This is a genomic window from Christiangramia sp. 3-2217-3z (genome assembly GCF_051195275.1).
Classification (GTDB): Bacteria; Bacteroidota; Bacteroidia; order Flavobacteriales; family Flavobacteriaceae; genus Christiangramia; species Christiangramia marina.
Window position 1 is genome coordinate 196,297 of sequence record NZ_JBNJLI010000004.1, and the last position, 25,608, is coordinate 221,904.

General features: G+C 36.1%; 27 protein-coding genes and 1 pseudogene. 4 read left to right on the forward strand and 24 right to left on the reverse strand.

The features are described from left to right. Positions 1 to 5 precede the first annotated feature (5 nt). Complete coding sequence (locus ACSHZO_RS09070) at positions 6 to 473, forward strand: DUF4251 domain-containing protein (protein ID WP_298247139.1); 468 nt, start codon at positions 6 to 8, stop codon at positions 471 to 473. 386 nt (positions 474 to 859) lie between these two features. On the opposite strand, the gene ACSHZO_RS09075 is transcribed toward ACSHZO_RS09070, so the two are convergent. After that, on the reverse strand, positions 860 to 1,345 hold the full coding sequence (locus tag ACSHZO_RS09075) for a peptide-methionine (S)-S-oxide reductase (RefSeq protein ID WP_298247140.1): 486 nt from the start codon (positions 1,343 to 1,345) through the stop codon (positions 860 to 862). Positions 1,346 to 1,407: 62 nt separating this feature from the next. Between ACSHZO_RS09075 and ACSHZO_RS09080 the strand changes: the two genes are divergently transcribed. Next, complete coding sequence (locus tag ACSHZO_RS09080) at positions 1,408 to 2,028, forward strand: SOS response-associated peptidase (RefSeq protein WP_298247141.1); 621 nt, start codon at positions 1,408 to 1,410, stop codon at positions 2,026 to 2,028. Here ACSHZO_RS09080 and ACSHZO_RS09085 read toward each other — a convergent pair. From ACSHZO_RS09085 to ACSHZO_RS09170, 18 genes and pseudogenes are all read right to left on the reverse strand, one after another. Then, positions 2,025 to 3,059 carry an MBL fold metallo-hydrolase gene (locus ACSHZO_RS09085; RefSeq protein ID WP_298247142.1) on the reverse strand — a complete coding sequence of 345 codons (1,035 nt, stop codon included), beginning with the start codon at positions 3,057 to 3,059 and terminating at the stop codon, positions 2,025 to 2,027. The two genes, ACSHZO_RS09080 and ACSHZO_RS09085, sit on opposite strands and share 4 nt — an antisense overlap. Positions 3,060 to 3,061: 2 nt before the next feature. Further along, positions 3,062 to 3,499 (reverse strand): PepSY-like domain-containing protein, encoded by a 438-nt coding sequence (locus tag ACSHZO_RS09090; protein ID WP_298247143.1) that lies wholly within the window; start codon positions 3,497 to 3,499, stop codon positions 3,062 to 3,064. Positions 3,500 to 3,564: 65 nt separating this feature from the next. Then, positions 3,565 to 3,963, reverse strand: a complete 399-nt coding sequence (locus ACSHZO_RS09095) for a response regulator (protein ID WP_298247144.1) — start codon at positions 3,961 to 3,963, stop codon at positions 3,565 to 3,567. Then, complete coding sequence (locus ACSHZO_RS09100; RefSeq protein WP_366878125.1) at positions 3,950 to 4,102, reverse strand: hypothetical protein; 153 nt, start codon at positions 4,100 to 4,102, stop codon at positions 3,950 to 3,952. Before ACSHZO_RS09100 ends, ACSHZO_RS09095 begins: the two co-directional genes overlap by 14 nt. A gap of 24 nt (positions 4,103 to 4,126) precedes the next feature. Beyond that, positions 4,127 to 4,537, reverse strand: a complete 411-nt coding sequence (locus ACSHZO_RS09105; RefSeq protein WP_298247145.1) for a hypothetical protein — start codon at positions 4,535 to 4,537, stop codon at positions 4,127 to 4,129. 80 nt (positions 4,538 to 4,617) lie between these two features. Next, positions 4,618 to 4,953: pseudogene (locus ACSHZO_RS09110) on the reverse strand (PAS domain S-box protein); the annotation flags it as partial. Positions 4,954 to 4,965: 12 nt separating this feature from the next. Beyond that, positions 4,966 to 5,529: a PAS domain-containing protein gene (locus tag ACSHZO_RS09115; protein WP_298247146.1), complete on the reverse strand. Its 564-nt coding sequence runs from the start codon at positions 5,527 to 5,529 to the stop codon at positions 4,966 to 4,968. A gap of 233 nt (positions 5,530 to 5,762) precedes the next feature. Next, on the reverse strand, positions 5,763 to 6,209 hold the full coding sequence (locus ACSHZO_RS09120; RefSeq protein ID WP_366878127.1) for a PAS domain S-box protein: 447 nt from the start codon (positions 6,207 to 6,209) through the stop codon (positions 5,763 to 5,765). Further along, the gene (locus tag ACSHZO_RS09125) at positions 6,095 to 6,415 is read right to left on the reverse strand and encodes a hypothetical protein (protein WP_298247147.1); all 321 of its coding nucleotides are present in this window, start codon (positions 6,413 to 6,415) and stop codon (positions 6,095 to 6,097) included. The genes ACSHZO_RS09120 and ACSHZO_RS09125 overlap by 115 nt, the downstream gene beginning before the upstream one ends. Before the next feature lie 31 nt (positions 6,416 to 6,446). Continuing rightward, positions 6,447 to 6,938: a response regulator gene (locus ACSHZO_RS09130; protein ID WP_298247148.1), complete on the reverse strand. Its 492-nt coding sequence runs from the start codon at positions 6,936 to 6,938 to the stop codon at positions 6,447 to 6,449. A gap of 257 nt (positions 6,939 to 7,195) precedes the next feature. Further along, the gene (locus tag ACSHZO_RS09135) at positions 7,196 to 10,030 is read right to left on the reverse strand and encodes a M16 family metallopeptidase (RefSeq protein ID WP_298247149.1); all 2,835 of its coding nucleotides are present in this window, start codon (positions 10,028 to 10,030) and stop codon (positions 7,196 to 7,198) included. A gap of 45 nt (positions 10,031 to 10,075) precedes the next feature. Further along, positions 10,076 to 11,131 (reverse strand): AI-2E family transporter, encoded by a 1,056-nt coding sequence (locus ACSHZO_RS09140; RefSeq protein WP_298247150.1) that lies wholly within the window; start codon positions 11,129 to 11,131, stop codon positions 10,076 to 10,078. A 145-nt stretch (positions 11,132 to 11,276) separates the two neighbouring features. Then, the gene (locus ACSHZO_RS09145) at positions 11,277 to 11,471 is read right to left on the reverse strand and encodes a cold-shock protein (protein ID WP_141877756.1); all 195 of its coding nucleotides are present in this window, start codon (positions 11,469 to 11,471) and stop codon (positions 11,277 to 11,279) included. A 97-nt stretch (positions 11,472 to 11,568) separates the two neighbouring features. Beyond that, positions 11,569 to 11,763 carry a cold-shock protein gene (locus ACSHZO_RS09150; RefSeq protein WP_298247151.1) on the reverse strand — a complete coding sequence of 65 codons (195 nt, stop codon included), beginning with the start codon at positions 11,761 to 11,763 and terminating at the stop codon, positions 11,569 to 11,571. A 98-nt stretch (positions 11,764 to 11,861) separates the two neighbouring features. Next, complete coding sequence (locus tag ACSHZO_RS09155) at positions 11,862 to 12,056, reverse strand: cold-shock protein (protein ID WP_141877758.1); 195 nt, start codon at positions 12,054 to 12,056, stop codon at positions 11,862 to 11,864. Positions 12,057 to 12,156: 100 nt separating this feature from the next. Continuing rightward, positions 12,157 to 12,351, reverse strand: a complete 195-nt coding sequence (locus tag ACSHZO_RS09160; RefSeq protein WP_026916191.1) for a cold-shock protein — start codon at positions 12,349 to 12,351, stop codon at positions 12,157 to 12,159. Between the two features lie 65 nt (positions 12,352 to 12,416). Then, positions 12,417 to 13,379 carry a fatty acid desaturase family protein gene (locus tag ACSHZO_RS09165; RefSeq protein WP_298247152.1) on the reverse strand — a complete coding sequence of 321 codons (963 nt, stop codon included), beginning with the start codon at positions 13,377 to 13,379 and terminating at the stop codon, positions 12,417 to 12,419. Between the two features lie 348 nt (positions 13,380 to 13,727). Continuing rightward, positions 13,728 to 14,189 carry a cold-shock protein gene (locus tag ACSHZO_RS09170; RefSeq protein WP_141877760.1) on the reverse strand — a complete coding sequence of 154 codons (462 nt, stop codon included), beginning with the start codon at positions 14,187 to 14,189 and terminating at the stop codon, positions 13,728 to 13,730. Between the two features lie 325 nt (positions 14,190 to 14,514). On the opposite strand from ACSHZO_RS09170, the gene ACSHZO_RS09175 reads away from it, so the two are divergent. After that, the gene (locus tag ACSHZO_RS09175) at positions 14,515 to 15,525 is read left to right on the forward strand and encodes a zinc-binding alcohol dehydrogenase family protein (protein ID WP_298247153.1); all 1,011 of its coding nucleotides are present in this window, start codon (positions 14,515 to 14,517) and stop codon (positions 15,523 to 15,525) included. 57 nt (positions 15,526 to 15,582) lie between these two features. Here ACSHZO_RS09175 and ACSHZO_RS09180 read toward each other — a convergent pair whose 3' ends face one another. The 3 genes from ACSHZO_RS09180 to ACSHZO_RS09190 form a co-directional block, all read right to left on the reverse strand. Then, complete coding sequence (locus tag ACSHZO_RS09180) at positions 15,583 to 16,155, reverse strand: Crp/Fnr family transcriptional regulator (RefSeq protein WP_298247154.1); 573 nt, start codon at positions 16,153 to 16,155, stop codon at positions 15,583 to 15,585. A gap of 101 nt (positions 16,156 to 16,256) precedes the next feature. Then, the gene (locus tag ACSHZO_RS09185) at positions 16,257 to 16,460 is read right to left on the reverse strand and encodes a dodecin family protein (RefSeq protein ID WP_141877763.1); all 204 of its coding nucleotides are present in this window, start codon (positions 16,458 to 16,460) and stop codon (positions 16,257 to 16,259) included. A 160-nt stretch (positions 16,461 to 16,620) separates the two neighbouring features. Beyond that, complete coding sequence (locus ACSHZO_RS09190) at positions 16,621 to 17,238, reverse strand: hypothetical protein (RefSeq protein ID WP_298247155.1); 618 nt, start codon at positions 17,236 to 17,238, stop codon at positions 16,621 to 16,623. Positions 17,239 to 17,381: 143 nt separating this feature from the next. Here ACSHZO_RS09190 and upp point away from each other — a divergent pair, with 143 nt between their 5' ends. Next, entirely contained in the window at positions 17,382 to 18,041 is a 660-nt protein-coding gene (upp, locus tag ACSHZO_RS09195; protein WP_298247156.1) for a uracil phosphoribosyltransferase, read from the forward strand. Here upp and ACSHZO_RS09200 read toward each other — a convergent pair. Beyond that, entirely contained in the window at positions 18,038 to 20,311 is a 2,274-nt protein-coding gene (locus tag ACSHZO_RS09200) for a BamA/TamA family outer membrane protein (protein ID WP_298247157.1), read from the reverse strand. The two genes, upp and ACSHZO_RS09200, sit on opposite strands and share 4 nt — an antisense overlap. Continuing rightward, positions 20,301 to 25,331, reverse strand: coding sequence for a translocation/assembly module TamB domain-containing protein (locus tag ACSHZO_RS09205; protein WP_298247158.1), 5,031 nt, complete (start codon positions 25,329 to 25,331; stop codon positions 20,301 to 20,303). The genes ACSHZO_RS09200 and ACSHZO_RS09205 overlap by 11 nt, the downstream gene beginning before the upstream one ends. Between the last annotated feature and the right edge of the window lie 277 nt (positions 25,332 to 25,608).

Consider the following 25,608-nt stretch of genomic DNA (forward strand, 5'->3'; position numbering starts at 1 on the left):
CTTAATTGGATTACTTAGCCTGGCACTCCTTTCTGCATGTAAAAAGCACCAATGGCGACACTTCAGACTTGAGCGAGTTGCGATTGCTAATTGAATCAAGATCTTTCGACATAGAAAATAACTGGGCGTTACCTTTACGTGGCGCTCAGATTAATCTGGTTACGAACGATAATCATTTGAGGTTTAGAAAGGATTCAATTGATATCTTTTTACCATATTTTGGAGTAAGGCAGTTTTCTGGGGGATATAATGATGAAGCAGGTATTCGTTATGAAGGAATTTTAAATGATCTGGAATTAGATTCCAGCTACGCAGATAAAGTGAAATTGAGATTCGAAACCAGTACAGGTACTGAACACATTAGATATATCATAACGATGTATCCCAATGGAAAATCTAATTTACAGTTACTAATGAATCAACGGGATATTATTTCGTATAGAGGCTTTTATACAGAAAAGCAAGTAGAGTAAAATATTCTATTTTACATAATATAAATTATAGTTCAAATACATATATCTGGAATTCTTGAGCACACTTACATTTTTAGTCTATTTCTCATCTATATCTTTTTTTTTCTTCGGAATAAGCTGTTTCACGAAGAAACATATGAAATCCGAATTTGTACGTTACGGTCTCACAAGTTACCTTAAACTTGTAGGTACATTATCGGTTTACTTGCAGGCTATTATTATGAACCAATCCTGGCAATAAGTTCCGATATTGGACTTGCGGTGCTAATGATCTTTGGTTATGGAGTACGGAGAAAAATAAAAGATAATTTTATACAATCTGCACCTTCATTTATCTATGCTATTTTCAATATTTACTTAGCATATGCATTATACTTTTTTAATTATTAGCCTTGTTCTTCAAGTAACCCTTTAAACTCCTTAAATAGTAAATCTAGTTTAGGTTTTATATATCTAGTGCAAAATGGTCGTTGAGGATCTGTTTGATAGTAATTTCTAATTTCAGGACGGGATTCCTCAAATGATGCTAACTCCAGGACTTTTGTAACTATTTTTGCCCTAATGCTATTGCTAATAATTTTCAAAGCTTTGCTGGTTTTTTCCAGTTCCATTTTATGAAACACGTATACAGCCGACCGGTATTTGTGCCGCATACCGTGATCTTTCATACTTTGATGAGTTTTCAAATGGATTAAGATTAGATCTTCCAGCTTTACTAATTCTGGATTGTATTCCAATATAATTCCTTCAAAGAATTGATCTGGAGATTTCTTAGCAGATATATATCCTTGTCGTACATTATGAACTCCATTAACAGCTTTAAACACTGCTTCAGTACACCAATGACAGCCACCTCCGAGTCCTATCTTCATGAATTTAACTTTTAACTATCTTCTTAGTTTCAACGAATGCGTAAATTTATAAAAACTGTTTTATGTGTTATCGTACTAAATTGAATAAAAAGATCTTTTCCCTGGAAAAATCACTGGATGCCAGGTTCTTGGAACCAGATAAATACCAGCCACAACTAGAGATTAATGCATTTAGTTTTTCTGAAACTCCTGTAATTACCTACGATAGTCCTGGCGAAATACAACTATTTCAGTGGGGTTTGATTCCCTTCTGGGCTAAGGATGATTCTATTAAAAAAATGACTTTAAATAGTAAAATAGAAACTGCAGCAGATAAACCAGCTTTCAGAAATTCAGTAGATAATAGATGCCTCGTGATTGCCGAAGCCTATTACGAATGGCAATGGCTGGACCCCAAGGGTAAAACCAAACAAAAATTCATTTTAGAACCCAAGGATCAGGAGATATTTGCTTTTGCCGGAATATTTTCTACCTGGAAGAATCCTGAAAATAACAATATTATTAACTCCTACTCTATTCTAACTACACAAGCCAACGAATTAATGAGCAAGGTTCATAACAATAAAAAGCGGATGCCGGTAGTCTTAAAACCTCAGGATCATAAAAACTGGTTGCAAGGTAGTGATCTTAGAAATTTTGCCTTTCCATATGATGTACCACTAACAGCTACCCCTATTGATTAATCATACTGCACCCACCAGTTTACTTTTTTGTTACTGTGAATTGTAAATACTTCTCCTGGTTCCGGTATACAATATTTTTGATCTTTTGCTGCATCGATAAATCTTTCTACGGGATCCAACCAGGAATGCAATGAAAGTGCAAATCCAGCCCAATGCACAGGCATCATATTCTTAACTTGAGCATCTCTGGCTGCCTGCACACATTCTTCCGGAAACATATGAATTTGTTTCCATTTCTCATCATATTGTCCGCACTCCATAAATCCAAAATCAAATGGACCCAATCTGTGACCAATTTCCTGGAAATGACGACCGTAACCACTATCTCCGCTAAACCAGATATTTTCTGTCGCGGTTTTTAGATTCCAACCACCCCAAAGTCCCTGAGCTCTGTCATTTATACCTCTACCCGAGAAATGTCGTGTTGGTGTGAAAGTTATATCTATGCCTCCAATATTGGTATATTCCCACCAATCATACTCGGTGATCTTTGAAGATTCGATTCCCCATCTTCCCAAATGTCTTCCTACACCCAAAGCGGTATGAAAAAGCTTAGTTTTATGTTGAAGTTTTTTTATGCTCTTAAGATCGAGATGATCATAATGATCATGTGATAAAAGAACAATGTCGATCTCCGGAAGTTCATCCAGAATTTGTAAGGTATTATTTGAGAAGCGTTTAATGCCAAATGGTGAAATTGGTGCAGCATTAGGGCCGAGCATTGGATCTATAAGAATTGTAAGCCCATTGATACGTAGCAATATCACAGAATGCCCGAACCAGATCATTTTACCTTCTACTGAAGGCTTTAAAAATTCTTGTAAATTAAAAGCTTTGATCTTAATTTCCTTCGTAGGCTGCCGACCATTCTTCTCAAAAAACTGTTTGTACAATAGTTTAGGAATATCTTTAATATTGATATCCATTCCGGTATTTTCCAGATTCATGAACCTGGCTTCTTTCCAGTTTTCAGATCGTTCGTATCTCTTTATATTCTCTTCAGATGCTTTAGCACCAAATTGATCAAACATAATTATTTGATGATAGTTCCATCTGGTTTAAACATGACATCTTTGTTTTTACCTTTCTGCTTAAACTCCACATCGAAAAACTCACCTTTAGTGGCTGATTGTACATGTTCAACTTCAGTGATCTCATATTCTGAATAATCCATTTTAATGATATCTAATATGACTTCTGGAAGTTCTTTCTTCTTTATATCATTTTCTGTCTCTACCCAGGTCCCATCAGCATTGAAATCTGCACGATATTTTTCTCCGTCTTTCTTAAAATGAGATTCCCAGTAGCCGTGGTCATCCTTTTCCCAGTCAGGATCATTTTCCCCCGGGTATTTCTTCTGAAATGCAGTCTTAACTGCTTCCGGAACGGTATCTTCCTCTTTTTTGTTTTCCTGGCAGCTCATCACGCTGATACTAAGAGCAAACACTCCAGCATATATAAATCTTTTCATAATGGTAATTTTTATAAAACTAAAAACTTAATTTCAGGGAGTTTCAAACGAAATCATAAAGTTTCTCAGGTATAGAAATTCAAGTCTAGTTCCTGTAGTGTGGCTTTCCGAAGTGGTTTGGATAGAAAGGCTTTGACCATGGAATATTTGGTTTTTTCCAACTCAAAATCTTCAATAGCCGATGTTAGAATATAAATTTCAAATATATTCTTAATGCTGTAATCAAACATTTGAAATTTATCTAGAAAATCCCAGCCAGTCACAGTAGGCATGTTTACATCCAGAAATAAGACAATTTTTTTTTGAGCTTCTTTTTTTACTAAAGATTGAAAATAAGATAAGGCTTGCTCAGGTTGCTGAAATACTGTTACACTTGAATTGGAATCGAATTTCTCGATCACCAATTTACAGATGAGATTATTGGTAGGATCATCATCTACGATAATATAATCATGGATTTTCACTTTTTGAATTTACAACTATGTTTGGGAACTGAATAGTTAATTTGGTCCATTCATTAGGTTCACTTTCAATACTAATTTTGCCTCCAATTAGATCAAGCTGAGTTTTTACCATAAATAATCCCATTCCTTTCCCTTCTATATGGTGATGATGTCTTTTTTATAATTAGAATAATTCTTTTCTATTTTTACCCAATTCGATCCCTAGTCCGTTATCAAGGAACGTTAACGTATTAAACTCGATACCAGAGCTACTAGAGATTTGAAGAATGAGCTCTCTCTCAGGATGCTTATACTTTATACTGTTCAAAATGATATTATAGAACACACTATGCAAATAACTCCTAGAAGTAAGCATTGAATCAAAATCATTAAAATTTGTTTTGATAGTTATCTGGTCTTCAGAAAGCAATGTACCTGTCATATGGAGGGCATTATCTGTCAAACATTGAAAATCTACCAGTTCCCTGGAATTATTATAGTCGGCTTTGACCTTAAGAATATTATTAAGATCACGAACTACCGTATCCAATCGCTTAACATTATTAAGCATATCGCAAACAAGTTTATTACGCATGTCTTGATCGATATCTTCATCTGCAATAATCTCAGAAATACCAATAATATTAGCAACTGGTGCACGTAAATTATGGGAGACTATATAACTAAACTGCTCGAGACCTTTATTAGCGCTAACAAGTTCATTCGTGTAGCTAGTAAGATTTTCTTAAGTTCTCTTAGCTTGTTTTCAGATTTTTTTAGTCTGCTTATATCTGAGAAAATACAGATTACTCCACTAAGACTGCCATCCTGATCAAGAATCCCAGACATGGTTATTTGAACCGGAAAAACAGTTCCATCGCTTATTCTACCGTTATACTGACTATTAAAAGTATGATTGTAGGAGAGCTTTTCTAAAATTTCTTTTAGTAAATCTGATTCATGAAGATCTGGAAACATTAATTCCACAAGCTTTTCATCTCTTACTTCTTCAAATTTCCAGCCTTATATTTTTTCAGCTGCCGCATTAAAGAATTTTATATTCCCTTCAGTATCGGTTGCTACCACCCCCTGCCCTATTTTACTTAGGATATTAGCTTGAAACTTATTCTCATCTTCAGCTTTGACTATATCAGAAATATCTATTCCAACACATTGTATTTCACTCTCTCCATTATCCCTCTTTAATAATACGATATCCCATTTGGTAGCTTTATTATGTTCGTTTTTACCCAATTTAGTAATCTCAATCTGGTAATTTCTAAATGGGTTTTTTAAACATTTTGTGATGATTTCCTGTATCTTCTCATACTTACTTGGAAGAGAATCAATTAGACTATTCTCACCAATAGAGTCATTTCCAGGGTATAGCCATCCGAAATCATCTATATAGCGTTCACTACAATATGTGAAATTACCTTTTGTGTCCAGTCTCACAAAGTAATTTGTTTGAGACTGAATCAAACTCTTGTACCTGTTTTCACTGATGGCTAATTTTTCAAAATTCAATTTCTTTTCGGTTATATCCTGTAAAGTTCCTTTACCACCAACAATTTCTTCCCCATCCATCAAGGGACTTACGATAATATTTAACCATTTAAATCCTGAATTAGAGACGTGAATACGTAATTCTATATTTTTCGTTTCACCACGGTTCAATACCGAACCTATAAGATCTTCAAAAACCTGAATATCTTCTTGAAAGACAAGAGTTCTAAATTCATCAATTTTAAGATCATCACATTGGATCTGTAAAATACTTCCAACTTCACCAGGACAGTATACCGAATTTTCTTTGAGATTTAATTCCAGATAGCCAATTCTGGCAATCTTTTCTGCATATTTAATTTTTGTGCTGTATCAATGATTTGTCGTACATGTTCCTTGTGTTCCGTAATATTCCGAATGATTGTAGCGGTTTTTTTAATCTTCCTGCCCTCTCTTTTGAATGAAATAATCGATGAGGCAACTTCGGGTGGAAATATTGTCCCATCTTTTTTTACTAAATCAAGTTCAGATTTAGCTTTTCCGCTTATTCGACGTTCTTCTAATAATTCTGCGACTCTCGCTTCATCGGTATGTATCAGTTCACTTCTATGCATTCCAATAAGTTCAGACTCTTGCATGCCTAACATCAAACACATGGCAGGATTGGCAGACGTATTAATACCATTAGTTTTCGCCAGGATGATTCCATCAATACTACTTTCGTAGAAAGCTCTAAGCTTTTCATCTTTTCCTGTAAATATTTGTTCTTTAATCTATCCTTTGTAATATCCCGAAACTTTACAATTATTCCATCGATGCCTTCGTCATCAAGATGGTTTTTCAGTATAATTTTGCAAATACTATGACCCTCAGATCTTCGAAAATCTAGAATTTCTCCTAAGCGATCACTTGAATTCTCACACTCCCTCAAAAGTTCATAAAATCTTCGATGTTTTTTAAGTTCCATTCAACAAATCTAAAAGTTATGATTTGTTGCGTTAAGTTATTGAACTCAGGCTATAGTAAGTAATTTGATATTCACGGTTTAATATGCAAATTATATCCTGAGCTGATTCTACAAGCTTCCTGAACCTATTTTCACTAAATTGAATTTGCTTTTGCATTTCCAGACGTTCCTTCTCCAATTTATATTTAGAAAGAGCATTGAAGATTGCTGGAACAAGACGCTCAGGTCTATCCTTATATAGAAAATCGTTTGCACCATTGTCCATTAATATTACGGCAACGCCCGGAGGCAGAGCGCCGGATAATATTATGAAGGGAATATAAGGATCTTTTTTCCTCACAATATCCAAGGCTTCCTCTGAATTTAGATCGGGCAGATGATGATCACATAGTATAAGGTCAAATTGATTAGTAGCTAATAAGCACTCAAACTCTGATCTGCATTTAGCAAGTTTTATGTCGAAATTCTTGTTTTTTAATTGCCTGCTGATCAAAAACGCATCTGTTTCTGAATCCTTCGACATGTAATAGTTTGAATGAATCCGTTTTTAACATAACCATTGCAAAATCGAAAATACCCTTTCGATAAACAATAACCGAAGTGTATTCCTACAGAAAAATAAATGATTGTAACTATTTTCCTAATTTAAATAATTTTATCTATTAAAAACAAATTGTTATCGATAAGTATGTGTTAAATAATTGATTTTATTACAGTTTGAAAAAACAGCGTGACTAGGTCGCGCTGTTTTGTTTCATCGAAGAGTATATTAAAAATGTTTTACTGCATAAGTTTATTGGCGTAGATATCAAGTTCAATTACAGGTTTACCTAATTTCTTAACATCTTCTAATTGTGTTGCCTTATCTCCTACTACAAGGTAAATCATCTCTTTTTCGTTTAGGTATTCAGTAATTACAGCTTTAAAATCTTCTTCTGTCATATTCATTAATTCGTCCTGTTGCGATTCTATAAAATCTTCAGAATTGTCGTACTTACTTATCTCTCTTAAAATACCCAATTTAGCACCTAAACTTTCATATGATCGGGTGTTTTCTTTCAGCAATTTATTCTGAGTAAGTTCTAGTTCCGCAGGACCAAAATCACTGGAATAATTTGTAACCATTTCTTCAATGATCTTAAGAGAAGGTAGGGTTGCATTTGCCCTTACACTAGTTGAAATATAAAACGGGGAAATTGTCTCATTCTTAGATATGCCGGAGTATGCACCATAGGTATAGCCTTTTTCTATTCTTAAAGTCTGAAATAATTTACCGCTAGAGCCACCACCAAGAATTTCATCCGCAAAATTAAGCTTACTGGCATCTTCATCATAATTGGTTAGTACCAGTTTGCCTACCATTATAACAGACTGTTTGGCATCGGGAACGTCAATAAAATATAATGTACCGGGTTCACCATCAGCCCTAATTTCAGAATTAGAAATTTCAGGGGCGTCAGTAGACCAGTCGGTCACCATAGTTGAAATAACATCTAAAACCTGTTTACTATTCATTGCTCCAGCGATATGAAACTTAGCATTATCAGGCGATAAATTGCTATAATAGGATTTAAGATCTTCCATACTAATATTTGCCGTAGTCTTTAATGTACCGTTTACAGGTACTCCAAAACTATGATTGTCACCGTATAAAAGTTTGTAAAATGCGGTGGATGCAATCGCCTGAGGATTTGCTTCCCGATCTCTCAGATTCGTTTCAAGAGCCTGTTTCAATCTGGACAATTCGGTAGTATCCCATCTCGGTTCCATCAAAATTTCTACAACCAATTTCATGGTACCTTCAAAATTCTTACTAAGACAGGTTCCTGAAATACGAAAATCCTCATTACCGGTACTTATGTAGACACTAGCCCCTAAAAGTCCAAGAGCCTCTTCTAATTCAGCTGGAGTTTTATTAGCTGTTCCCTGTAACATCAAATCACTTAGCAGGTAAGAAACTCCTTCTTTTCCATCTGGATCCAAAAGCTGTCCACCTGGAATTGTTATATCAAATTCTACAAGTGGAATTTCATTGTTTTCAATTCCATAGACCTGCATCCCATTTTTGAGTTCAGTAGTCCAGATCTTTGGTGACTTAAATAAAGGCAAATCACCAAAATCAGGTTCGCTACGATCATATTTTGAAGGGGTTTTATCATACACGGCCTCTTCTCCCTGGCTAACTTCTTCACTAGCTATATCCTTCTTGACTTCTTCTATCCAAACTTCGGCTTCTTCAGAATTTTTTATGGCGAGATCTAAGCTTCCTTTTGGAACTACACTGGTCATTATATAATGTTGATCTTTAATATACTTATTATAGACGCGCATTACATCTTCTGAAGTTACCCTATTGGTAAGTTTAGCAGTTTTTGTTAAATAGCCAGGATCACCATTAAATTCGTTATCCTGCACTAATTGAAAAGCTTTATTGAGTACGGTGCTAATTCCCTGATATAATTGAGTTTCAAGTTCAGCTTTAATTCTTTTGAGATCATCCTCGCTTACACCATCTTCCTCAAATCTTTTAAAGCCATTTTTTACTGCCTTCTGCACACTGTCCAGATCTATTCCGGCATTTGCGCGTACTCTAACTACGAATTCTCCTGCAAGTTCACTACTGCTTTGGTAAGTGCTAATACGTGGAGCAAATTTGGATTCTTCTACGACTGTTTGGTACAATGGTGATTTCTTACTTCCACTCAATAGCTGTCCTAAAATTTGTAGAGCGTACATATCCTCATCATAATCTTCAACCGTAGGATAAACCATCCTAAGCTCTGGAAGTTTTGCAAAGTTATCTTCGAAATATAGATTTTTCGTGGTTTCCAGTTCTACAGGCATCGCTTTTATAGGCTCAACCTCTGGTCCTGAAGGAATCTCACCAAACCATTGTTTAACGAGTTTCTTGGTTTCTTCAATTTCAATATCTCCTGCAATTACGAGAGAAGCATTGGCCGCTCCATAATATTGCTTATAAAAATCCTTTACATCCCCAAGGGTTGCCGACTGTAAATCTGGTAACTGGCCTATGACCGTCCAGTTATATGGATGGTCTTTCGGGTAAAGATTTTTCTTTATGATCTCATCTGTGTATCCATAAGGAGCATTATCTACACGCTGGCGTTTTTCATTTTTAACGACCTGCTTTTCACGATCAAGTGCAGCCTGTGTAACTGTATTGATCATATATCCAAATCTATCTGAATCGATCCAAAGTATCTTTTCGAAATCATCTTTGGGAACAACTTCGTAATAAACTGTACCATCGCTCCAGGTTCCACCATTTCTGCTTCCGCCCCACTCCGGAATCATCTTACGGTTGGCACCAACAGGAACATTTTCAGAATCATTGAAACTCATATGTTCAAAGAAGTGAGCAAATCCTGTTTTACCAGGTTTCTCGCGGTTAGAACCAACGTGCATCATTGTAGCAACGGCAACAATTGGATCGCTATGATCCTCGTGGAGGATAACTTCCAGTCCATTGTCAAGTGTGAACTTTTCATAGTCGAGTTCGAATTCTGGAATTTGCTGCGTTATTTCTGAAGATTGACCAACACTAACGCCTGATAATAAAAAACCTGATATCAGAAAAAAATATAATTTTCTCATTGAAGAATAATTGTTTATTCTCCCAAAATAAGAAAATATTAGCAATCAGTTCTTTGAGAACTTAGTTTTACTAAGCAAGATACCTAATGGTTTGGTTGCTTCAATATTATATAGAATTACTACTATAATACCAAGTACAGGAATCGCTAGAATCATTCCAATGATTCCCCAGATCATATTTCCAGCTATTACAGATACAATAATAAAGAATGGATGTACATCCACTCTATCGCCTACAATAAAGGGCTGTAGTACATAAGATTCTACAAACTGCGTGACCGTAAAAGTAAGTGCGATCCCAATTAGTACACTTGTATCTCCACTACTTAAGAACCCAAATGCTACCGCCATAGTAAAACCAAGAATATTACCTACATAAGGTATCAAGGTTAATACAGCTGCAATGACACTTACCAGTATGAAATTATTTACACCCGAAATTCCCAGCCCTATAGAATATAGGACTGCAAGCAATCCCATTAGCATTAATTTTCCAAGCAAATACTGAGGTGCAACTTTGATAGACTTTGTAAGGGTATTTTTAATTGATTCCTGTTTAGAATCTGGCATAATTCTCAATAGAAAATTTTTAAAAATCTCGCGGTAATTCAGCAGGAAGAAAACGTAGACAAATGTGAGTAGGTAATTCGCCATAAAGCTTGAGAGTCCGCTAAGAAAAGTAGTGATCTTTTTCCGCATATTAGAGCCCATAGCATCGCTTTCCTCATCTTTAGACTGATTGATATCATCAGGGTCAAGCGGAGTATGTTCTAGTGCAAAGGTTTTAAGCTGTTCTATCTTTGGAGTCATTTGTTCCTGAATCTCTGGCCAGTCCTCTGCAAAATTTCTCACCTGCATGCTTACCAAAGCCATTAGACCTATACTAATACCAAATAGAAGCAAACTGTTTAACATGGCCGCCCATGCTCTTTTCATATACTTCTCCATCCAGATGCTGAGTGGTAAAACAACGAGACTTAGAATGACTGCTGTAGCCAGTGGAGCGAAAAAACCTTTAGCTTTTACCAGGCCGGCTATTAAAAAATATATGGAAAGAATTGCTGCCGCTATGTAAAGTATTGCGCGCTTGCCTTCAAACATGGATAATTGATTTTGGTTGGTTAGAACAATATCGTAAATGTTTCACGTAATTTTATTAATAAAAACACAAAGAGCTTATTTCAAATATGCACATAAAAAAAGCCATCCGGATAGGATGGCTTTCATTCTATAGAATAGAATCTGATTAGTCGATTACTTCAACGTTTACAGCATTTAATCCTTTTCTTCCTTGCTCAGTTTCGAACTGAACTCTGTCGTCTTCACGAATTTCATCGATAAGACCACTAGAGTGTACAAAGATGTCTTCGCTTGTTTCGTCTGATTTAATGAAACCAAATCCTTTGGTTGCATTGAAAAATTTTACTTTACCTTCTTGCATTACTATACTAATTAATTGTTATTGATGCCGGCTCCATTTAAAGATCATCCGGCCGTGATCTATTATTTATAAGTCGCAAACTGAAACCTTAAAATAATTAGTCAATTACTTCAACGTTCACAGCATTAAGGCCTTTTTTACCTTGTTCTGTTTCAAATTGTACTCTGTCATCCTCACGAATTTCATCAATAAGACCACTAGAGTGTACAAAGATGTCTTCGCTTGTTTCGTCTGACTTAATGAAACCAAATCCTTTGGTTGCATTGAAAAATTTTACTTTACCTTCTTGCATTACTATACTAATTAATTTGTTGTTGATGCCGGCTCCATTTAAAGATCATCCGGCCGTGATCTATTATTTATAAGTCTCGAACTGAAACCTTGAAATAATTAGTCAATTACTTCAACGTTCACAGCGTTAAGGCCTTTTTTACCTTGTTCTGTTTCAAATTGTACTCTGTCATCTTCACGAATTTCATCGATAAGACCTGTTGAGTGTACAAAGATGTCCTCGTTAGAATCGTCAGCTTTTATAAATCCAAATCCTTTTGTTGAATTAAAAAACTTTACTTTACCTTCTTGCATTACTTTACTTATTAATAGTTATTGATGCCGGCTAAATTTAAAGATCATCCGGCCTTGATCTTACTTTATTTATAAGTCTCACACTGAAACTTGAAAATAATTAGTCAATTACTTCAACATTCACAGCGTTAAGGCCTTTTCTACCTTGTTCTGTTTCAAATTGTACTCTGTCATCCTCACGAATCTCATCGATAAGACCAGTTGAGTGTACAAAGATGTCTTCGTTCGAATCGTCAGCTTTTATAAATCCAAATCCTTTTGTTGAATTAAAAAACTTCACTTTTCCTTCTTGCATTACTTAATAATTAATTGTTATAAAATGCCATTAAACTTTTGAGATCGTATGGCTTCCGATCTTAATTATCCAACTCGCAATTTATCTACTTTACCTAGTTCTCGAAGCATTTTGAAATGCTCTCCAACTGCAGATACAAAGCTGTGTTGATTATGATAAGGCAAACCATATTCCTTTGCGGTCTGCGCTACTATATGTGATATTTTTCTATAATGAACATGGCAGATATTTGGTAATAAATGATGTTCAATTTGATAATTCAATCCACCAATAAACCAGGAAAACAACCTGCTCTTCGGGGAGAAATTAGCTGTCGTTAATAGTTGATGGCTAGCCCAGTCACCCTGTACAATACCTTTTTCATCAGGTAATGGATACTCAGTCGTTGGAACAATATGCGCTAACTGAAAAATGGTAGTGATCATTAAACCTGTTACGAAGTGCATGCTAATAAAAGCTAGAACTACGATCCACCATGCTTGAGGAGCCATAATTATTGGCAGTATTAATACAAAGAAGAACGAAACCAGTTTCCATCCAATTACTGTAGATAACTGTTTTCTAAATTCTTTACCTTCCTTGAAGAATCCCATTTTCTTGAATTTTGCCATTCTAACAAAATCCTTAGCGGTTACCCAACTTACCGTAGACAATCCATAAAAGAACCAACTGTACAAATGTTGAAATTTATGAATGCTATATCTCTTAGTATGTGGAGTAAATCTCAAGAAAAACGGAGGGTTGATATCATCATCAGCCTCTTCTATGTTTGTGAACGTATGATGCAATACATTATGCTGAATTCTCCAAATACCTGCATTGGCACCTATCAGGTTTAAAGTATATCCTAAATACTGATTAACCTTTTGATTTTTCGAGTAAGAGTTATGGATTGCATCGTGCATGATTCCCATGCCTATTCCTGCCATTCCAAAACCACTAATAATGTAAAGAACGAATAATAACCAGGTACTTTCCACCATTCCGGTATTCACGATCACTAAAGGAGCTACGAAAGTCAAAAGCATAAGTACAGTTTTCACTATCATGCTAGCATTAGCGTGTTTACTGATATTATTTTTTTTGAAATAGGTATTTACCCGGCTTCGAAGAGTCTTTGAGAAATCGGATGCTCGTTTTTGAGCGAATATAGGATTGTTGATACTGGTACTATTAAATTTACAAACTAAATAATGAAGTAAACAAAACTTGAAATATCCTGAAAGGACTAAAAAGTGAAGAGAACTAAAATATTTACTACGGCAAATGTAAGCTTTATTATAAAATCCACAATATAAATAATCAATTAGTTTTCAAACTTTTACGCTACAGGATACATTCAGTTCTGTATTTAGTTCAATTTCCAGGTTGGGAAATTAGTCAATGATCTTAACTCTTACTGCGTTAAGCCCTTTCATTCCTTGCTCCAGCTCGAAACTTACTTTATCATTCTCATCAATTTCATCAATAAGACCACTTACGTGTACAAAGTATTTCTCACCGGTTTGTTTACCTATAATAAACCCGAATCCTTTAGAATGATCGAAAAATGAAACTTTCCCTTCTGTATCGGTAATGATCTCTTCCTCTTCTCTATCTTCTTTCTTAGGGATAGCAATTTCGATATCCTCAACTTCTACTTCTACTTTCTGAGTTGGATCTGGGGGAGTGTCGGTTAAATTACCGTCTGCATCAACATAAGCGATCATATCCTCGAATGATCCACCTTTGTTGGAATTTTCTTTTCTTTCTAAACGCTTGGCTTCTTTCTCCTTACGCTTTTTGATCTTTTTCTTTTCTTTCTCTCTTTTGTTTTGGGTTTGTCCGGATCTTGCCATTCACTATAAATTAATTAATATTCGTTGAAAATTTCAATGCATTGAACCAACTAAACGAATACCAGAAAAATTTAATGTGTAAGATTATCTTTTGTAGGATTTATTCAGAGAGAGCATAAGCCATTCTGGCCTGCACTAAAATTTTTACAAAGATAGTCATAGCAAATCAATTCTGAAAGCATTAAATAGTCGAGTTCCGAAAATTTCCATTTTCAGAACTTTTACGTCAGAACATCACCTTCGGCTTTAGCTAATATTATCAATAAAGGTTTAGTAGCAATTGAAGTAATTTTTGATTTTAAATTATTATTTTGAAATAAAAATTATGAAAGCAATTGGATTTACAAGATCACTCCCTATCAGTAATAATGCAAGTTTGAATGAATATGAAATTGATATACCTTCCTGTAGTTCTAATGAACTTTTAGTAAAGATTAAAGCAATATCGGTGAACCCTGTTGATTATAAAGTAAGACAAAAATCGGCGCAAAATGAGGAGTTAAATGAACCAAAAATAATTGGATGGGATGCAGCCGGAGTTGTTGAACATATTGGGAGTAATGTCGAGAACTTTAGTGTGGGCGATGAAGTTTATTATGCCGGTAACATAAAGAAACCTGGGTGTTATGCAGAATACCAGTGTATAGATTCGGCAATTGTGGCAAAGAAACCAGCTAAATTAAACTGGATGCAGTCAGCTGCCTTGCCCCTTACTGCATTAACCGCCTGGGAATGTATTTTTGACAGGATGAACATTACTGAAAATGGTGGAAAAGATGAGAAGATACTCATTATTGGTGGTGCTGGTGGCGTTGGCTCTATTGCGATACAAATCTTAAAAGAATTGACTCAGTTTGAAGTTATCGCAACAGCATCTCGTGAAGATACAATACAATGGTGTAAAAAGATGGGCGCAGACAGGGTTGTGAATCACCACAAATTATCTAAAGAACTGAAGAATGAAAAAGACTCGATCTCATATATTCTAAATTTCGCAGATACTGCTGGACACTGGGAAACGATGACCAAACTGATTGCTCCACAAGGCCATATCGCCTGTATCGTTAATACCACAGAGAATGTGAATCTGAATGCTTTAAAAGAAAAAAGTGTAAGTTTTCACTGGGAATTGATGTTCACGAGACCTATGTTCAATACCAGGGATAAGTATAAGCAACATAAAATATTAGCGCGAATTGCTGAATTAGCAGATACTGGCAAGATCATATCGACTAAAAACCAAGAATTCCATGGTCTAAGTGCTGAAGTTTTTAGAGAGGTCCATAAGCTTCAGGAATCTGGCAAATCTATAGGTAAAAATGTAATTGAATTTTGAAAAAATGATGAACAGATTTATCGAGTCTGATCTTTATCTTGATATAGGCTCAATCCCTCAAGCAAGTTCCTTGCGAATCCTGCTAAGGCTTTCTGGCTTCATGCCGAGATAATTAGCGATGTGATAGTTCTGGACACGCTTTTCAATTTCCGGATAGGTTTCGCAAAAATCCAGGTACCTTTCTTTATTCGATTTCTCAAGGGATGAAAGAATTCTTTTTCTAAGTGAAACAAATGCACCGGTGGTTTTTAATCTGAAAAAACGTTCGAATTTTGGAATTCTAGCATATAGCTCTTCCAGAAGTGTACGGTTTAAGGATAATAATTTCGAGTCTTCGATTGCTTCAACGTAAAGCTTTGATGGTTGATTCGTAAAAAAAGCTTCAAAATCGCTGATCCACCAGTCCTCTATGGCGAACTGGATAATATGCTTATTTCCCTGTTCATCCAGATAGTATGCGCGCAAACAACCTTCTACTACAAAATATTCGTTTTGCACTGTTTGTCCAGGTTTAATTAGAAGTTCTTTTTTAGATAGTGAAATTTCGGAAAGAATGCTTCTAAACTCAGATTTCTCCAAATCTGAAAGATCGATTTCCCGGCTAATGTGATCTAAAATATTTGCAGGCATTTCTCAATTATTTGCATGCAAATTTAAGCTTTTATGCTTGAATGTATAAAAAAAATGCCGGGCGCAAGCCCAGCATTTTTTAAATATATAAGTTTCTAAAACTAACTAGTTTTATCGAAAGATATCTTTGCATTTACAGCATAAGAAGTAATCTTGTCCCCATCTACATGAGCTTTCATCTCTTTAACGTAGACCGATCTTATATTCTTTACCGTTTTTGCAGCTTCTGTCACTGCTTTCTGTACTGCATCATCAAAACTTTTTTCTGAAGCGGCAATCACTTCAATCACTTTTACAATTCCCATAATTTTAATTTTTATTGGTTAACTGATTTCAATTTACCAACTTAAAGAAGCTTTGGAAGAATGATTAACAGAAGATTGTCAGGGAACCTTAAGTTATTGTGAAATTATAGCTAGCATTCATACCAATACTTAATTATTTTCCAATTAAACTGGGGACATATTAATTTTTGACTACGATCAATTCGGCTTTTGCGCCAGTAAGCAGGTTCCATTCTTTTTTAGCAAGCATCTCCCCCTTTTCACTTAGAACACGTAACTCTGCAGTATTAGGACCAGAACTTCCCTGGTTGAGTGCTACAAATTGAATACTATTAAAGCCTTCCTGCAAGTTTACCAAAACCGGTTTAAAACCAGCCGTTAGTAAAACACTCGCTTCCACTAATTCACCATTTACAATGATCTGCACCTTATCACCATCTATAAACTGATGATCTCGGCAGTACACTTCCACAAATCTACCTTTTGTTACCACATTCCCAAGACTCTGATCAAATCTATATTCCTCTTTGACTTCAGCATCCTTCGACCACTTCTCTTTCATGGCATCTGCTTCAGTAAGGAGATTATTCGGGTTATCCCTAAGATCTATAGCTTTAGGCTTCTCTTTTAAAAACCGACTTTCTTTTTCAGTATTATCTCTCTTCAAGATAGGAAAACCTGTAGAATTTGATTCTTCAGCTTTAATAACCCGACCGGTATTCGTGCTTCTTGGAATCTCAATTTGAGAATAGAGAGAAGCAGAGCTAAATATTAATAATATGAGTATCAATCTATTCATAGCAATCGTTTAGATAGCATAATTATATCAAAAATACAGCCATTTTTGAAGATTAGTAAGAAAACGAACAAATTCCAGTTCGAGTGTGTTCTCAATAGTAAAATAAAAAAAGTAATTTTGAGTATTATAAAAGTCAGATTTACATGCAGGTTCACGAACTATCCCAAAATAATTCTATCGCTAATAAATTCATAAGTCAATTGAGAGACGTACATGTGCAAAAGGACCGCATGCGCTTCCGTAGAAATATTGAGCGACTGGGAGAGATCATGTCCTATGAACTTAGCCAGGAACTCAATTATCAAAAGCAATCTATTGAAACGCCGCTTGGAACTTCTGAAATTGCCCAGCCAGATAATGAGGTTGTGATCTGTTCTATATTACGAGCAGGTTTGCCGTTACATCAGGGAATCCTGAATTATTTTGATGATGCTGAAAATTCCTTTATTTCGGCTTACAGACATCATCCCGATAATGACGAAAATTTTGAAGTTTTAGTGGAATATATGGCTTCGCCTTCTCTGGAAGGTAAAACTCTCATTCTGGCAGATCCCATGCTTGCAACGGGAAAATCTTTCGCCAATGTTTTAAAAGCAATTGCCCCGATGGGAAAACCTGCCAAAATCCACCTTGTTTCTGTTATTGGCTCTTCGGAAGGAATTGAATTTTTAAAGTCAGAATTTCCTGAAAACTCTAAACTCTGGATCGCTACGATAGATAATGAGCTGGATAAAAATGGTTATATAGTTCCTGGTTTAGGTGACGCCGGAGATCTTTGTTACGGTCAGAAACTTCAGCATTAAAAAGGATATCCAATAGCGAAATTAAACACCGGGCTACCAAAATCATTTACCCATCTTTCACCTTGAGGCTCATTTGGATCGTGCATTGGAAAAGCAAGGTCGAATCTTATCACGAAACTCTGGATATCGATTCTTAATCCAGCTCCTACCCCGATTCCAAGTTCATTGATGAAATCTGATTGAAATTGACCTTTTTCAGAACCAGTTTCTTCCTGAGATTTGCTGTTCCAGACATTTCCTGCATCAACAAAAAACGCACCGTTTAAATAAGTAACTATTGGAAATCTATATTCCGCATTTGCTTCAATTCTAATGTTACCGGATTGGTCACGATATTGCTCACTGTCCTCTGCACCCTGAAAAGTACCTGGCCCTAGAGATCTGGTTCGAAAAGCTCTAACACTATATGGACCACCAGAAAAATATTGCTTACTAAAAGGCATTACATCTGAATTTCCATAAGGAATCCCATAGCCACCAAATAATCTTGTTGCAATTAAACTTTGATTGTCAAATCTATAGTGATATCGAAAGTCCATGTCCAGTTTAGCGTATTGGGCATAATCCAGTCCAAAAACTTCATCTTTGCCTTCCTCATTTTCAGAACCTATAAGGCTCATACTATTACCTGCAATATCAAAGTTCGAATTGAGGTAAAATACGTGCTTTTTCGTGGCATCGATCATTCCATTATAGGTGAAGGAATAAGTGAGACCTGCTATAAATTCCTGATCGAAACTACTTTCCAGAAGTGGGTTCTCATCCAGTATTTTTAAAAATTCTTCGCTTTCATTACCGAGTCTAATGAAGTTAAGATCTATTGGATTTAATTCATGAGTGACATACCTGTTCGCATTCCAGAAATAACCGAAGGCAGCGTTTAGACTCGTAAGTGTAAATAATTGAGCTCTCTTTAGATAATCTCCACCCAGACTTATCCTGGTTTTCGGAATGTCATATCTAAAAAAATTATTATTGAACTCTATAGGGAAAAGAAGTCGAGGTACAATCAGATCGTTACTAAGGGCAAAATTCAAAGAATTTCTACCTGGAATTCCGCCATCACCAAGCTGAACTTCATATCCAAAATTAGCTGAGATATCCAGTCGCTCTCCACCTTTGAACAGGTTCCTATTGGAAAAGGTTACTCCAAGATGGGGACCCGCAAAATTGTTGGATTTTGTCAAGGCCTGCAGCTCTGCTTTGATCGCACGCTTTTTTAAAGGTGATAGAAAAATATTAGCTTCAAGAAGACCAATACTGTCTACGGCCAGAGTATCTACTTCATCATACCGGATATTTACAAATTTGTAAGCACCTATAGTTCCCAATCTCCGACTAGTTCCTCTAGAGGCTTCAGGACTAAAATTATCTCCAGTTTCAATAAGTAGGTATGGATCTAAATACTTCGGTTTAAAGAACAGTTCATCCTGGAAGTAGTTTTTATCCTCAAAACGCTTATAATTATTGGTAACGCTATCTTCATCTACATTGTAATTTGCATACACATTCACATTCGAGATCCTGTATGGAATTACTGACTTTGACGGTACATCCTTCTTTAGTCTTAGAAACAGATCAAATTTTTTCTTATCGTATTGATTGGTATCGGCTTCAAAAATTAAAAATCCAGGGTTAAAGTTGTAATAACCTTCACCTTTAAGGAAAAGATCGATACGTTCTCTTTCCAATTTCAACTTAGGAAGGTCAAATCTCATCCCATCTTCCAGCAGTGTTTTCTCCAGGTTGCTTTTGATCTCGCGATACACTAATAAGGTATCATTGTCTAGCTGATAGGTAGCCATGATGTATGGCTCCGGCACATTTAGATTATAATTTACAGAAGCTATTTTGGCATCTTCATCTTTTACTTCTTCCGAAGTTACATTCGAATAAAAGAAACCTCTGTTTTCCAATCTATTCAGAAGTAATTCTTCCGTATTTTCTAGATCAACATCTGACAGATACACTGGCTTCTCTCCTAATTTTTTATTTAAAAATTTATTGATGATTCCAGGCTTTTCGCGTTGTGCTTTATAGTGAAAGTAAAGTCCCGGTCTCATTCCCAGGATTTGCGCGTTCGGCTCTGGTCTAAGAACACTTTGCAATTCAGTTTTTAATTGTGGTTCCTCCTTAATTACGGAATCAGATTCTATACTGATCTCAGCACCGGTATAAAGTGATTCCTCTTCAGGTATGAATTTTTCCACGCTGCAGGACTGAAACAATGCTACAGCTATTAATATGATTACTGAAATTCTAATTTTCATCTTCTGTGCTTTCTGTACCTTCTGAACTTTCTGTTTCTTCAGGTTCTTTCTTTTCCTTCTTTACTTCTTCCATCACCGCCTTTTCAAACATGTTCTTGAACTTGTTGAATTCTTTGGTGAAAATTAAGGAAATACCACTCACTACCAACTGCCCGTCGATCACATTTTCATACTGACTTCTACTGAAACCTTTCAATCTCCAGATACCATTCTCATCAAGAAGATATGATATACTTACATTTCCAATGACCGGGCTTGCCTCTTGCCCTGCCTGGTTTCCTCCCTGAATATCTACGGCACTTCCCACTTCAACGATCAACCTATCCTCAAGGAATGCTTTCTGAGCACTAATATCTAATTGCGTACGATCCTGAGGACCATTATCACCCTGGTAATCTGTATAACTATCAAGATTAAAGTTCAATTGTAGTCCGCTGTTTCCAAGTACTTTGCTTGATAACATGTTTAACTGGTCTGATAAAGCGCTATTCAGGTTATCTCTGGCAACATCCATGGTACCACCACCGGCACCTGTACTTCCGCCTTCCGGAAAGAATCTGTTTAAAACCAGTAATGAAAATACCTGTTTATTTAACTCCTGTTCCTGGCTGTTCAATTGCTGAACTCTGTTATAAACACTTCCGCCAATTGCACCACGTTCATCCTCTGACATATCTAATCCAAAGGAAATCTTTGGAGCCATAAGATCTCCATCCACGTTTAGATAAACCAGAAAAGGAATTTCCTGTCTATACATTTCTTCCTGTTCTGGGTCTACAGCGGTTAAACTTGACGACAACAATCCTGAAGCTGCAGTTTCCACACGATAAATTGCTCTTACATCGAGCTGTGCATCGAAAGGATCTCCCGCCCAGGAAACACGACTACCATCAGCGATATCGAATCTTCTTTTAACAAGATTATAGAGACTCATCTCATAATACCCATCGTTGATATTGTAAATTCCGGTAAGGGCTGTTCTACCGTTTGGATACATATTAAAGATTAGATCTCCTTCTCCCTGAACCTGGAAAATATCACCTGTTTCCTGGTTGATAATGACATTAAATTTTGCCCCTTCATTTACGGTCAACCTGGTAAAAATATCATAACCAGAAACTACATAGCTTTCTTCTTCAGTTTCAGTTAGAATATCGTTAGGATTTTCCTTATTCACAAAAATAACGATCCCATCCCTTTCCTTCATTTGAAGTTCGGTTTCCGGTACTACATAAGTAAGATTTGTACTTTTTCGTACATCAACATTCATGGTGACTTTTGGTAAAGTAAGATCACCCTTTATTTGTGCATCCACATCAACAACCGCAGTTCCGTAGAAAAGGTCATTATCCTCTTCCGTAGAATTAATAAGTTTAAAATTTTCTGCCTGTACATCGAGATCAAATCCTGGGTTTAAAAAGGTTGGAGTAGTAACTTCTCCATTTACTACAATGGAATTACTTTCAGAGTCAACCATCTCAAAATTATTAAAATACACACCTTGATTATCCATTTCAAGCTGCTCATCTGGCAGGGTAAATTGAGAATCGAGCATCGCAATGTTAAAGGAAGCAGCGTCAAACTGCAGATTTCCTTTATAAACGGGCTCTAATAGAGTTCCGTTAAGTTTGAAATTTCCACTGAAGCTTCCATCGGCATTTTTGATCTCTCCCTGGGAAAAGCCTTCCAGAGCAGTCATACGGATTTCATTTAAATCAAGATTTAGATCCAGTTTTGCTGAAGGTTCAGCAGCGATATAAGAACCAACAAGATCCAGGTCGATCTCCCCACCTTTCATCGCCATCTCGAAATCATACTGACTAAATCCAGAAGAGTTCCCCTGTAAACTAAGAGTTCCCATATCCACGCCTAGCATAGATAATTTGTTGATCTCCATATCTGCCAGGAGACCTGTCTCTCCAAAAGGCTCTTCATACACGATGTTCCCGTTCACCTGACCTTGTGCCAGCTTCTCTTCAGGATTCAGATAACTCAACAGCGCGGCTAACTTAAAGTTTTTAAAGTCAAGGCTTAAGTGCTCTTTTTCAACACCGGGTTTATCGTTGCTTATGCGCATTTCCTGATCTTCTCTAAACAGTCTAAAGTTCTGGAAATTCAGGTAGCCCGTATCAAAACTCAGTATATTCGAATCCTCTATTTGCCATGGATTACCATTTAAAATCAGGTCATTATTATCGATATGAAATTGCAAGGTATCACCCTGGAAATTCAATTGTGAAGTAGCGTGAACAACCTGGGTAGTATCATAAACCGAGGTGAATTCAAGATTCAATTTTCTACTCTGAACATCACCTCCAATTATGGTACGTTTTATAGCCAGCGGACCGGTATTTAATTCTTTGAATGCGAACTCGAATTTTAGATCCTGTGGATTGGATCTAAGATCCAGTTTTAAACTATCGATCTCACTATTGAAGTAATTTACAAAGGGTATATCGATATTGGCATCCAACCTTCTTTCAGATTCTGCAAAGTCGACATCTATATTAACCGTATCCAGTTTTTGCAGATTAATAAGAAACACTTCTGTTAGTATTGGTGCTTCACTAATCTTCGCATTGATCTTCATATTGACAGGATTGAAAATAGAGTCCTCCCTATAATTTTCAGTAATATATCTCTTAAAATGCCGATCTATGGCTGCTGAAAAAGCTGCCGGTGTAGCATTAGATTTAAGATCGAGGTTCAGAATTCTGTTATTAATGTCTACGGAAGTAGTATCCTGTCTTACAAATGCATCTGCTTTAAAGCTACCTAGTAAATAAGCTTTGTTATTATAAACCGCTACTCCATCAATGATCTCGGCTTCAAGTTCATATTCCGAAGAATTACCTTCAAACCAGCCCTGTAATTCGAATGCGGCTTTGATTGTTTTTTGAGTGACTCCCAGAGCTTCCAGATCTGCACCATCCAGGTATAAACTAAAATCTACTCTTGGAGAAACAGAATCAAGTGCAACATCCAATTGCGCTTCCATGTCCAGATTTGAATCCTGATACATTAAGTTGATTGGTCCCTTCCCGTTTTCAAGTTCCCCGGTTATATCGATCTGTCTGAATTCGTATCCGTTATAAGTAAAACTCTCTATCGTAGAATCAAGACTCGCATTAAGATCTGCTACAGAATTTCCACTTCCGGTAAGTTTTATATCTATTTGCAAATCTCCAAGGGCTTCATTTTGAAGTAATCTTCCTAGAGATATTCCATCACCCTGGACTTCTGCATCAAAAGCGATCTGATCTCCAAATTCAAAGTTCCCATTCACGTTAATATTACCATCGGTAGTAGCGATCTTAGCAGTCGTGCTAACCTTTTCCATATTACCTTTAAAACTTCCATTAATACTGATCTTTTCTGGAATTTGCATCCCAAGATCAGCTTCGCTTACAAAGTTTTGTAGATCTTTTCGAGTGGAAGAAAGTCTAACATTTGGAAGATTAAAACTTAAATTTTCTGGGTCCTGCGCATTTACGATACTTCCGCTACCTTGAATGGTCGTATTTCTCCAGCGTAATTTTAGATTTGACAGGTTTAGATTATCAACTTTCCCATTAATGGAAAGATTTCCTTTTACTGGTGATTTTGCGAGGTTTTTCAAATATTCGTTCTCTCTAAGATCTGGTTGAAATCTGAAAAATTCGCCCAGCTCTAGATTTATGTCTGAAAGATCAGCCCGTAAACTTGCACTTCCTGGATCTTTCATCAATGCATCCAGGTCACTGTAACTAAGCTGTAGATCTCCGTTGAAACTGTTCCCAATTCCTTCGAAAGTAATATCTGTGAGTTGTATCTGATCTTTGGTAAGTTCTGCTTTTAGATTGAATTGATCTATCTCAATACCGGAAGCTTCAGTAAAATTAAATTCAGAAATATTTAAACTTGCATTTTCAGGTGCGTAAGAAATATTAGAGGCTTGTAAGTCAAGGTCTTTAACATTCAGGATATCAGGATTGAAAGTTCCTTTCTTTACCTGAGCATCGTTCACGCGGTAAAGTATGTTATTATTTGCAATGTCTATTTCCTCAATATTAATCTTCCATTCGGGCCACACAAAAGCTTCAGTAGCACTCCCCTGCTCTTCTGTTGTTGCTGAAGTAGTATTTTGCTGTAGCTCAAGTGTTATATCTGAATCATGAAGTTTCAGGAATTCAGAAGAGATAATGCTATCCTTGAGATTGAAATTCGCCTGACTTGTTTCCAGCAATTTAATTTTCATATCTGCTGAAATAGAATCGGGATTGGAATTGTAACTGGCTCGAACGTCATTAAGGTTTAATTTTCTCACTTCAAAAACAGGTGCGGGACTTGTTTCACCTTCAGAAGGAGGAAAAGGTTTCGTTTGATTATAGGTGACCTTTGCGTCATTTAGAATAGCTTCTTCGACTACAAAATTCATGTTGGTAAGATCTGTTTCAGCAAAAGACAGCTGAAGTTCCTTAAACTTTGCCTTGGTGTCTATACCACTCACCTTATCTATGTAATCGACATCAAATTCTTTCAGATCAAACTCCCCAAGAGATATTTGCATACTTGAACTAGTCGTATCTGCCGGGGTGCTTGCAGTTTGTGTGGTATCTGAAGCAAATGCCTTCATTAGAACTTCATAGTTAAATCCAGTAATAGAATCTTCCCGAATAATATTAGCACGAACACGACGAGCTTCCAAAGCGTCCAGACTGAATCCATTTCCTTTTATGAGAGGCATAAAAGGGATATTCGCAGTTATATGTTCACTATATATAATGGTATCGCCATCTGGATGTTCGATATAAAGATCATCAACTTCAATATTACCATTAAATTGAATATAGATTCTTTCCAATTCAATCTTAGCTCCACTCTTCTCTTCTATGGAGGATATAAACTTGTCTTTAATAATATTCTGTCCCCAGGGACTTCTTACGAATAGAAGGATAAGAATCAACAAAATGAGAATCCCCAGAAAGATCTTCCCAATTATTTTTAAAATCTTGATAAAGCGTGCTTTGGCTGTGCTCAAAAAACTGAATTTTTAGAAGTTTCCAAAGTTATCGTTTAGATGTATTACGGCGAAGTTATTGCGCAATGTTTACTAATAAACTTCTGTTAAATGTCTGTAGAATATGCATAGGAAGCTGCTCAATCTGGAATTTAAAGAGCTTAAATTGTAGAAATTGTCACCAAATTGGAGTGATAATCTACACAATCACAATATGAATCTGCTACCCAAATTCAGGAAAGCCGGTTATTCCATTTCATTTGATAAACGAAACCAAAATACTTCAAACCGTTTGTTT

Coding starts and splice junctions, on each gene's coding strand:
- ACSHZO_RS09075 (WP_298247140.1), bottom strand. CDS start 1,345: ATGAAGATAGGACTCGGAGGTGGCTGTCATTGGTGTACTGAAGCAGTG.
- ACSHZO_RS09080 (WP_298247141.1), top strand. CDS start 1,408: ATGTGTTATCGTACTAAATTGAATAAAAAGATCTTTTCCCTGGAAAAA.
- ACSHZO_RS09085 (WP_298247142.1), bottom strand. CDS start 3,059: ATGTTTGATCAATTTGGTGCTAAAGCATCTGAAGAGAATATAAAGAGA.
- ACSHZO_RS09090 (WP_298247143.1), bottom strand. CDS start 3,499: ATGAAAAGATTTATATATGCTGGAGTGTTTGCTCTTAGTATCAGCGTG.
- ACSHZO_RS09105 (WP_298247145.1), bottom strand. CDS start 4,537: ATGCGTAATAAACTTGTTTGCGATATGCTTAATAATGTTAAGCGATTG.
- ACSHZO_RS09115 (WP_298247146.1), bottom strand. CDS start 5,529: ATGGATGGGGAAGAAATTGTTGGTGGTAAAGGAACTTTACAGGATATA.
- ACSHZO_RS09125 (WP_298247147.1), bottom strand. CDS start 6,415: ATGGAACTTAAAAAACATCGAAGATTTTATGAACTTTTGAGGGAGTGT.
- ACSHZO_RS09130 (WP_298247148.1), bottom strand. CDS start 6,938: ATGTCGAAGGATTCAGAAACAGATGCGTTTTTGATCAGCAGGCAATTA.
- ACSHZO_RS09135 (WP_298247149.1), bottom strand. CDS start 10,030: ATGAGAAAATTATATTTTTTTCTGATATCAGGTTTTTTATTATCAGGC.
- ACSHZO_RS09140 (WP_298247150.1), bottom strand. CDS start 11,131: ATGTTTGAAGGCAAGCGCGCAATACTTTACATAGCGGCAGCAATTCTT.
- ACSHZO_RS09145 (WP_141877756.1), bottom strand. CDS start 11,471: ATGCAAGAAGGTAAAGTAAAATTTTTCAATGCAACCAAAGGATTTGGT.
- ACSHZO_RS09150 (WP_298247151.1), bottom strand. CDS start 11,763: ATGCAAGAAGGTAAAGTAAAATTTTTCAATGCAACCAAAGGATTTGGT.
- ACSHZO_RS09155 (WP_141877758.1), bottom strand. CDS start 12,056: ATGCAAGAAGGTAAAGTAAAGTTTTTTAATTCAACAAAAGGATTTGGA.
- ACSHZO_RS09160 (WP_026916191.1), bottom strand. CDS start 12,351: ATGCAAGAAGGAAAAGTGAAGTTTTTTAATTCAACAAAAGGATTTGGA.
- ACSHZO_RS09165 (WP_298247152.1), bottom strand. CDS start 13,379: ATGCTTTTGACTTTCGTAGCTCCTTTAGTGATCGTGAATACCGGAATG.
- ACSHZO_RS09170 (WP_141877760.1), bottom strand. CDS start 14,189: ATGGCAAGATCCGGACAAACCCAAAACAAAAGAGAGAAAGAAAAGAAA.
- ACSHZO_RS09175 (WP_298247153.1), top strand. CDS start 14,515: ATGAAAGCAATTGGATTTACAAGATCACTCCCTATCAGTAATAATGCA.
- ACSHZO_RS09180 (WP_298247154.1), bottom strand. CDS start 16,155: ATGCCTGCAAATATTTTAGATCACATTAGCCGGGAAATCGATCTTTCA.
- ACSHZO_RS09185 (WP_141877763.1), bottom strand. CDS start 16,460: ATGGGAATTGTAAAAGTGATTGAAGTGATTGCCGCTTCAGAAAAAAGT.
- ACSHZO_RS09190 (WP_298247155.1), bottom strand. CDS start 17,238: ATGAATAGATTGATACTCATATTATTAATATTTAGCTCTGCTTCTCTC.
- upp (WP_298247156.1), top strand. CDS start 17,382: ATGCAGGTTCACGAACTATCCCAAAATAATTCTATCGCTAATAAATTC.
- ACSHZO_RS09200 (WP_298247157.1), bottom strand. CDS start 20,311: ATGAAAATTAGAATTTCAGTAATCATATTAATAGCTGTAGCATTGTTT.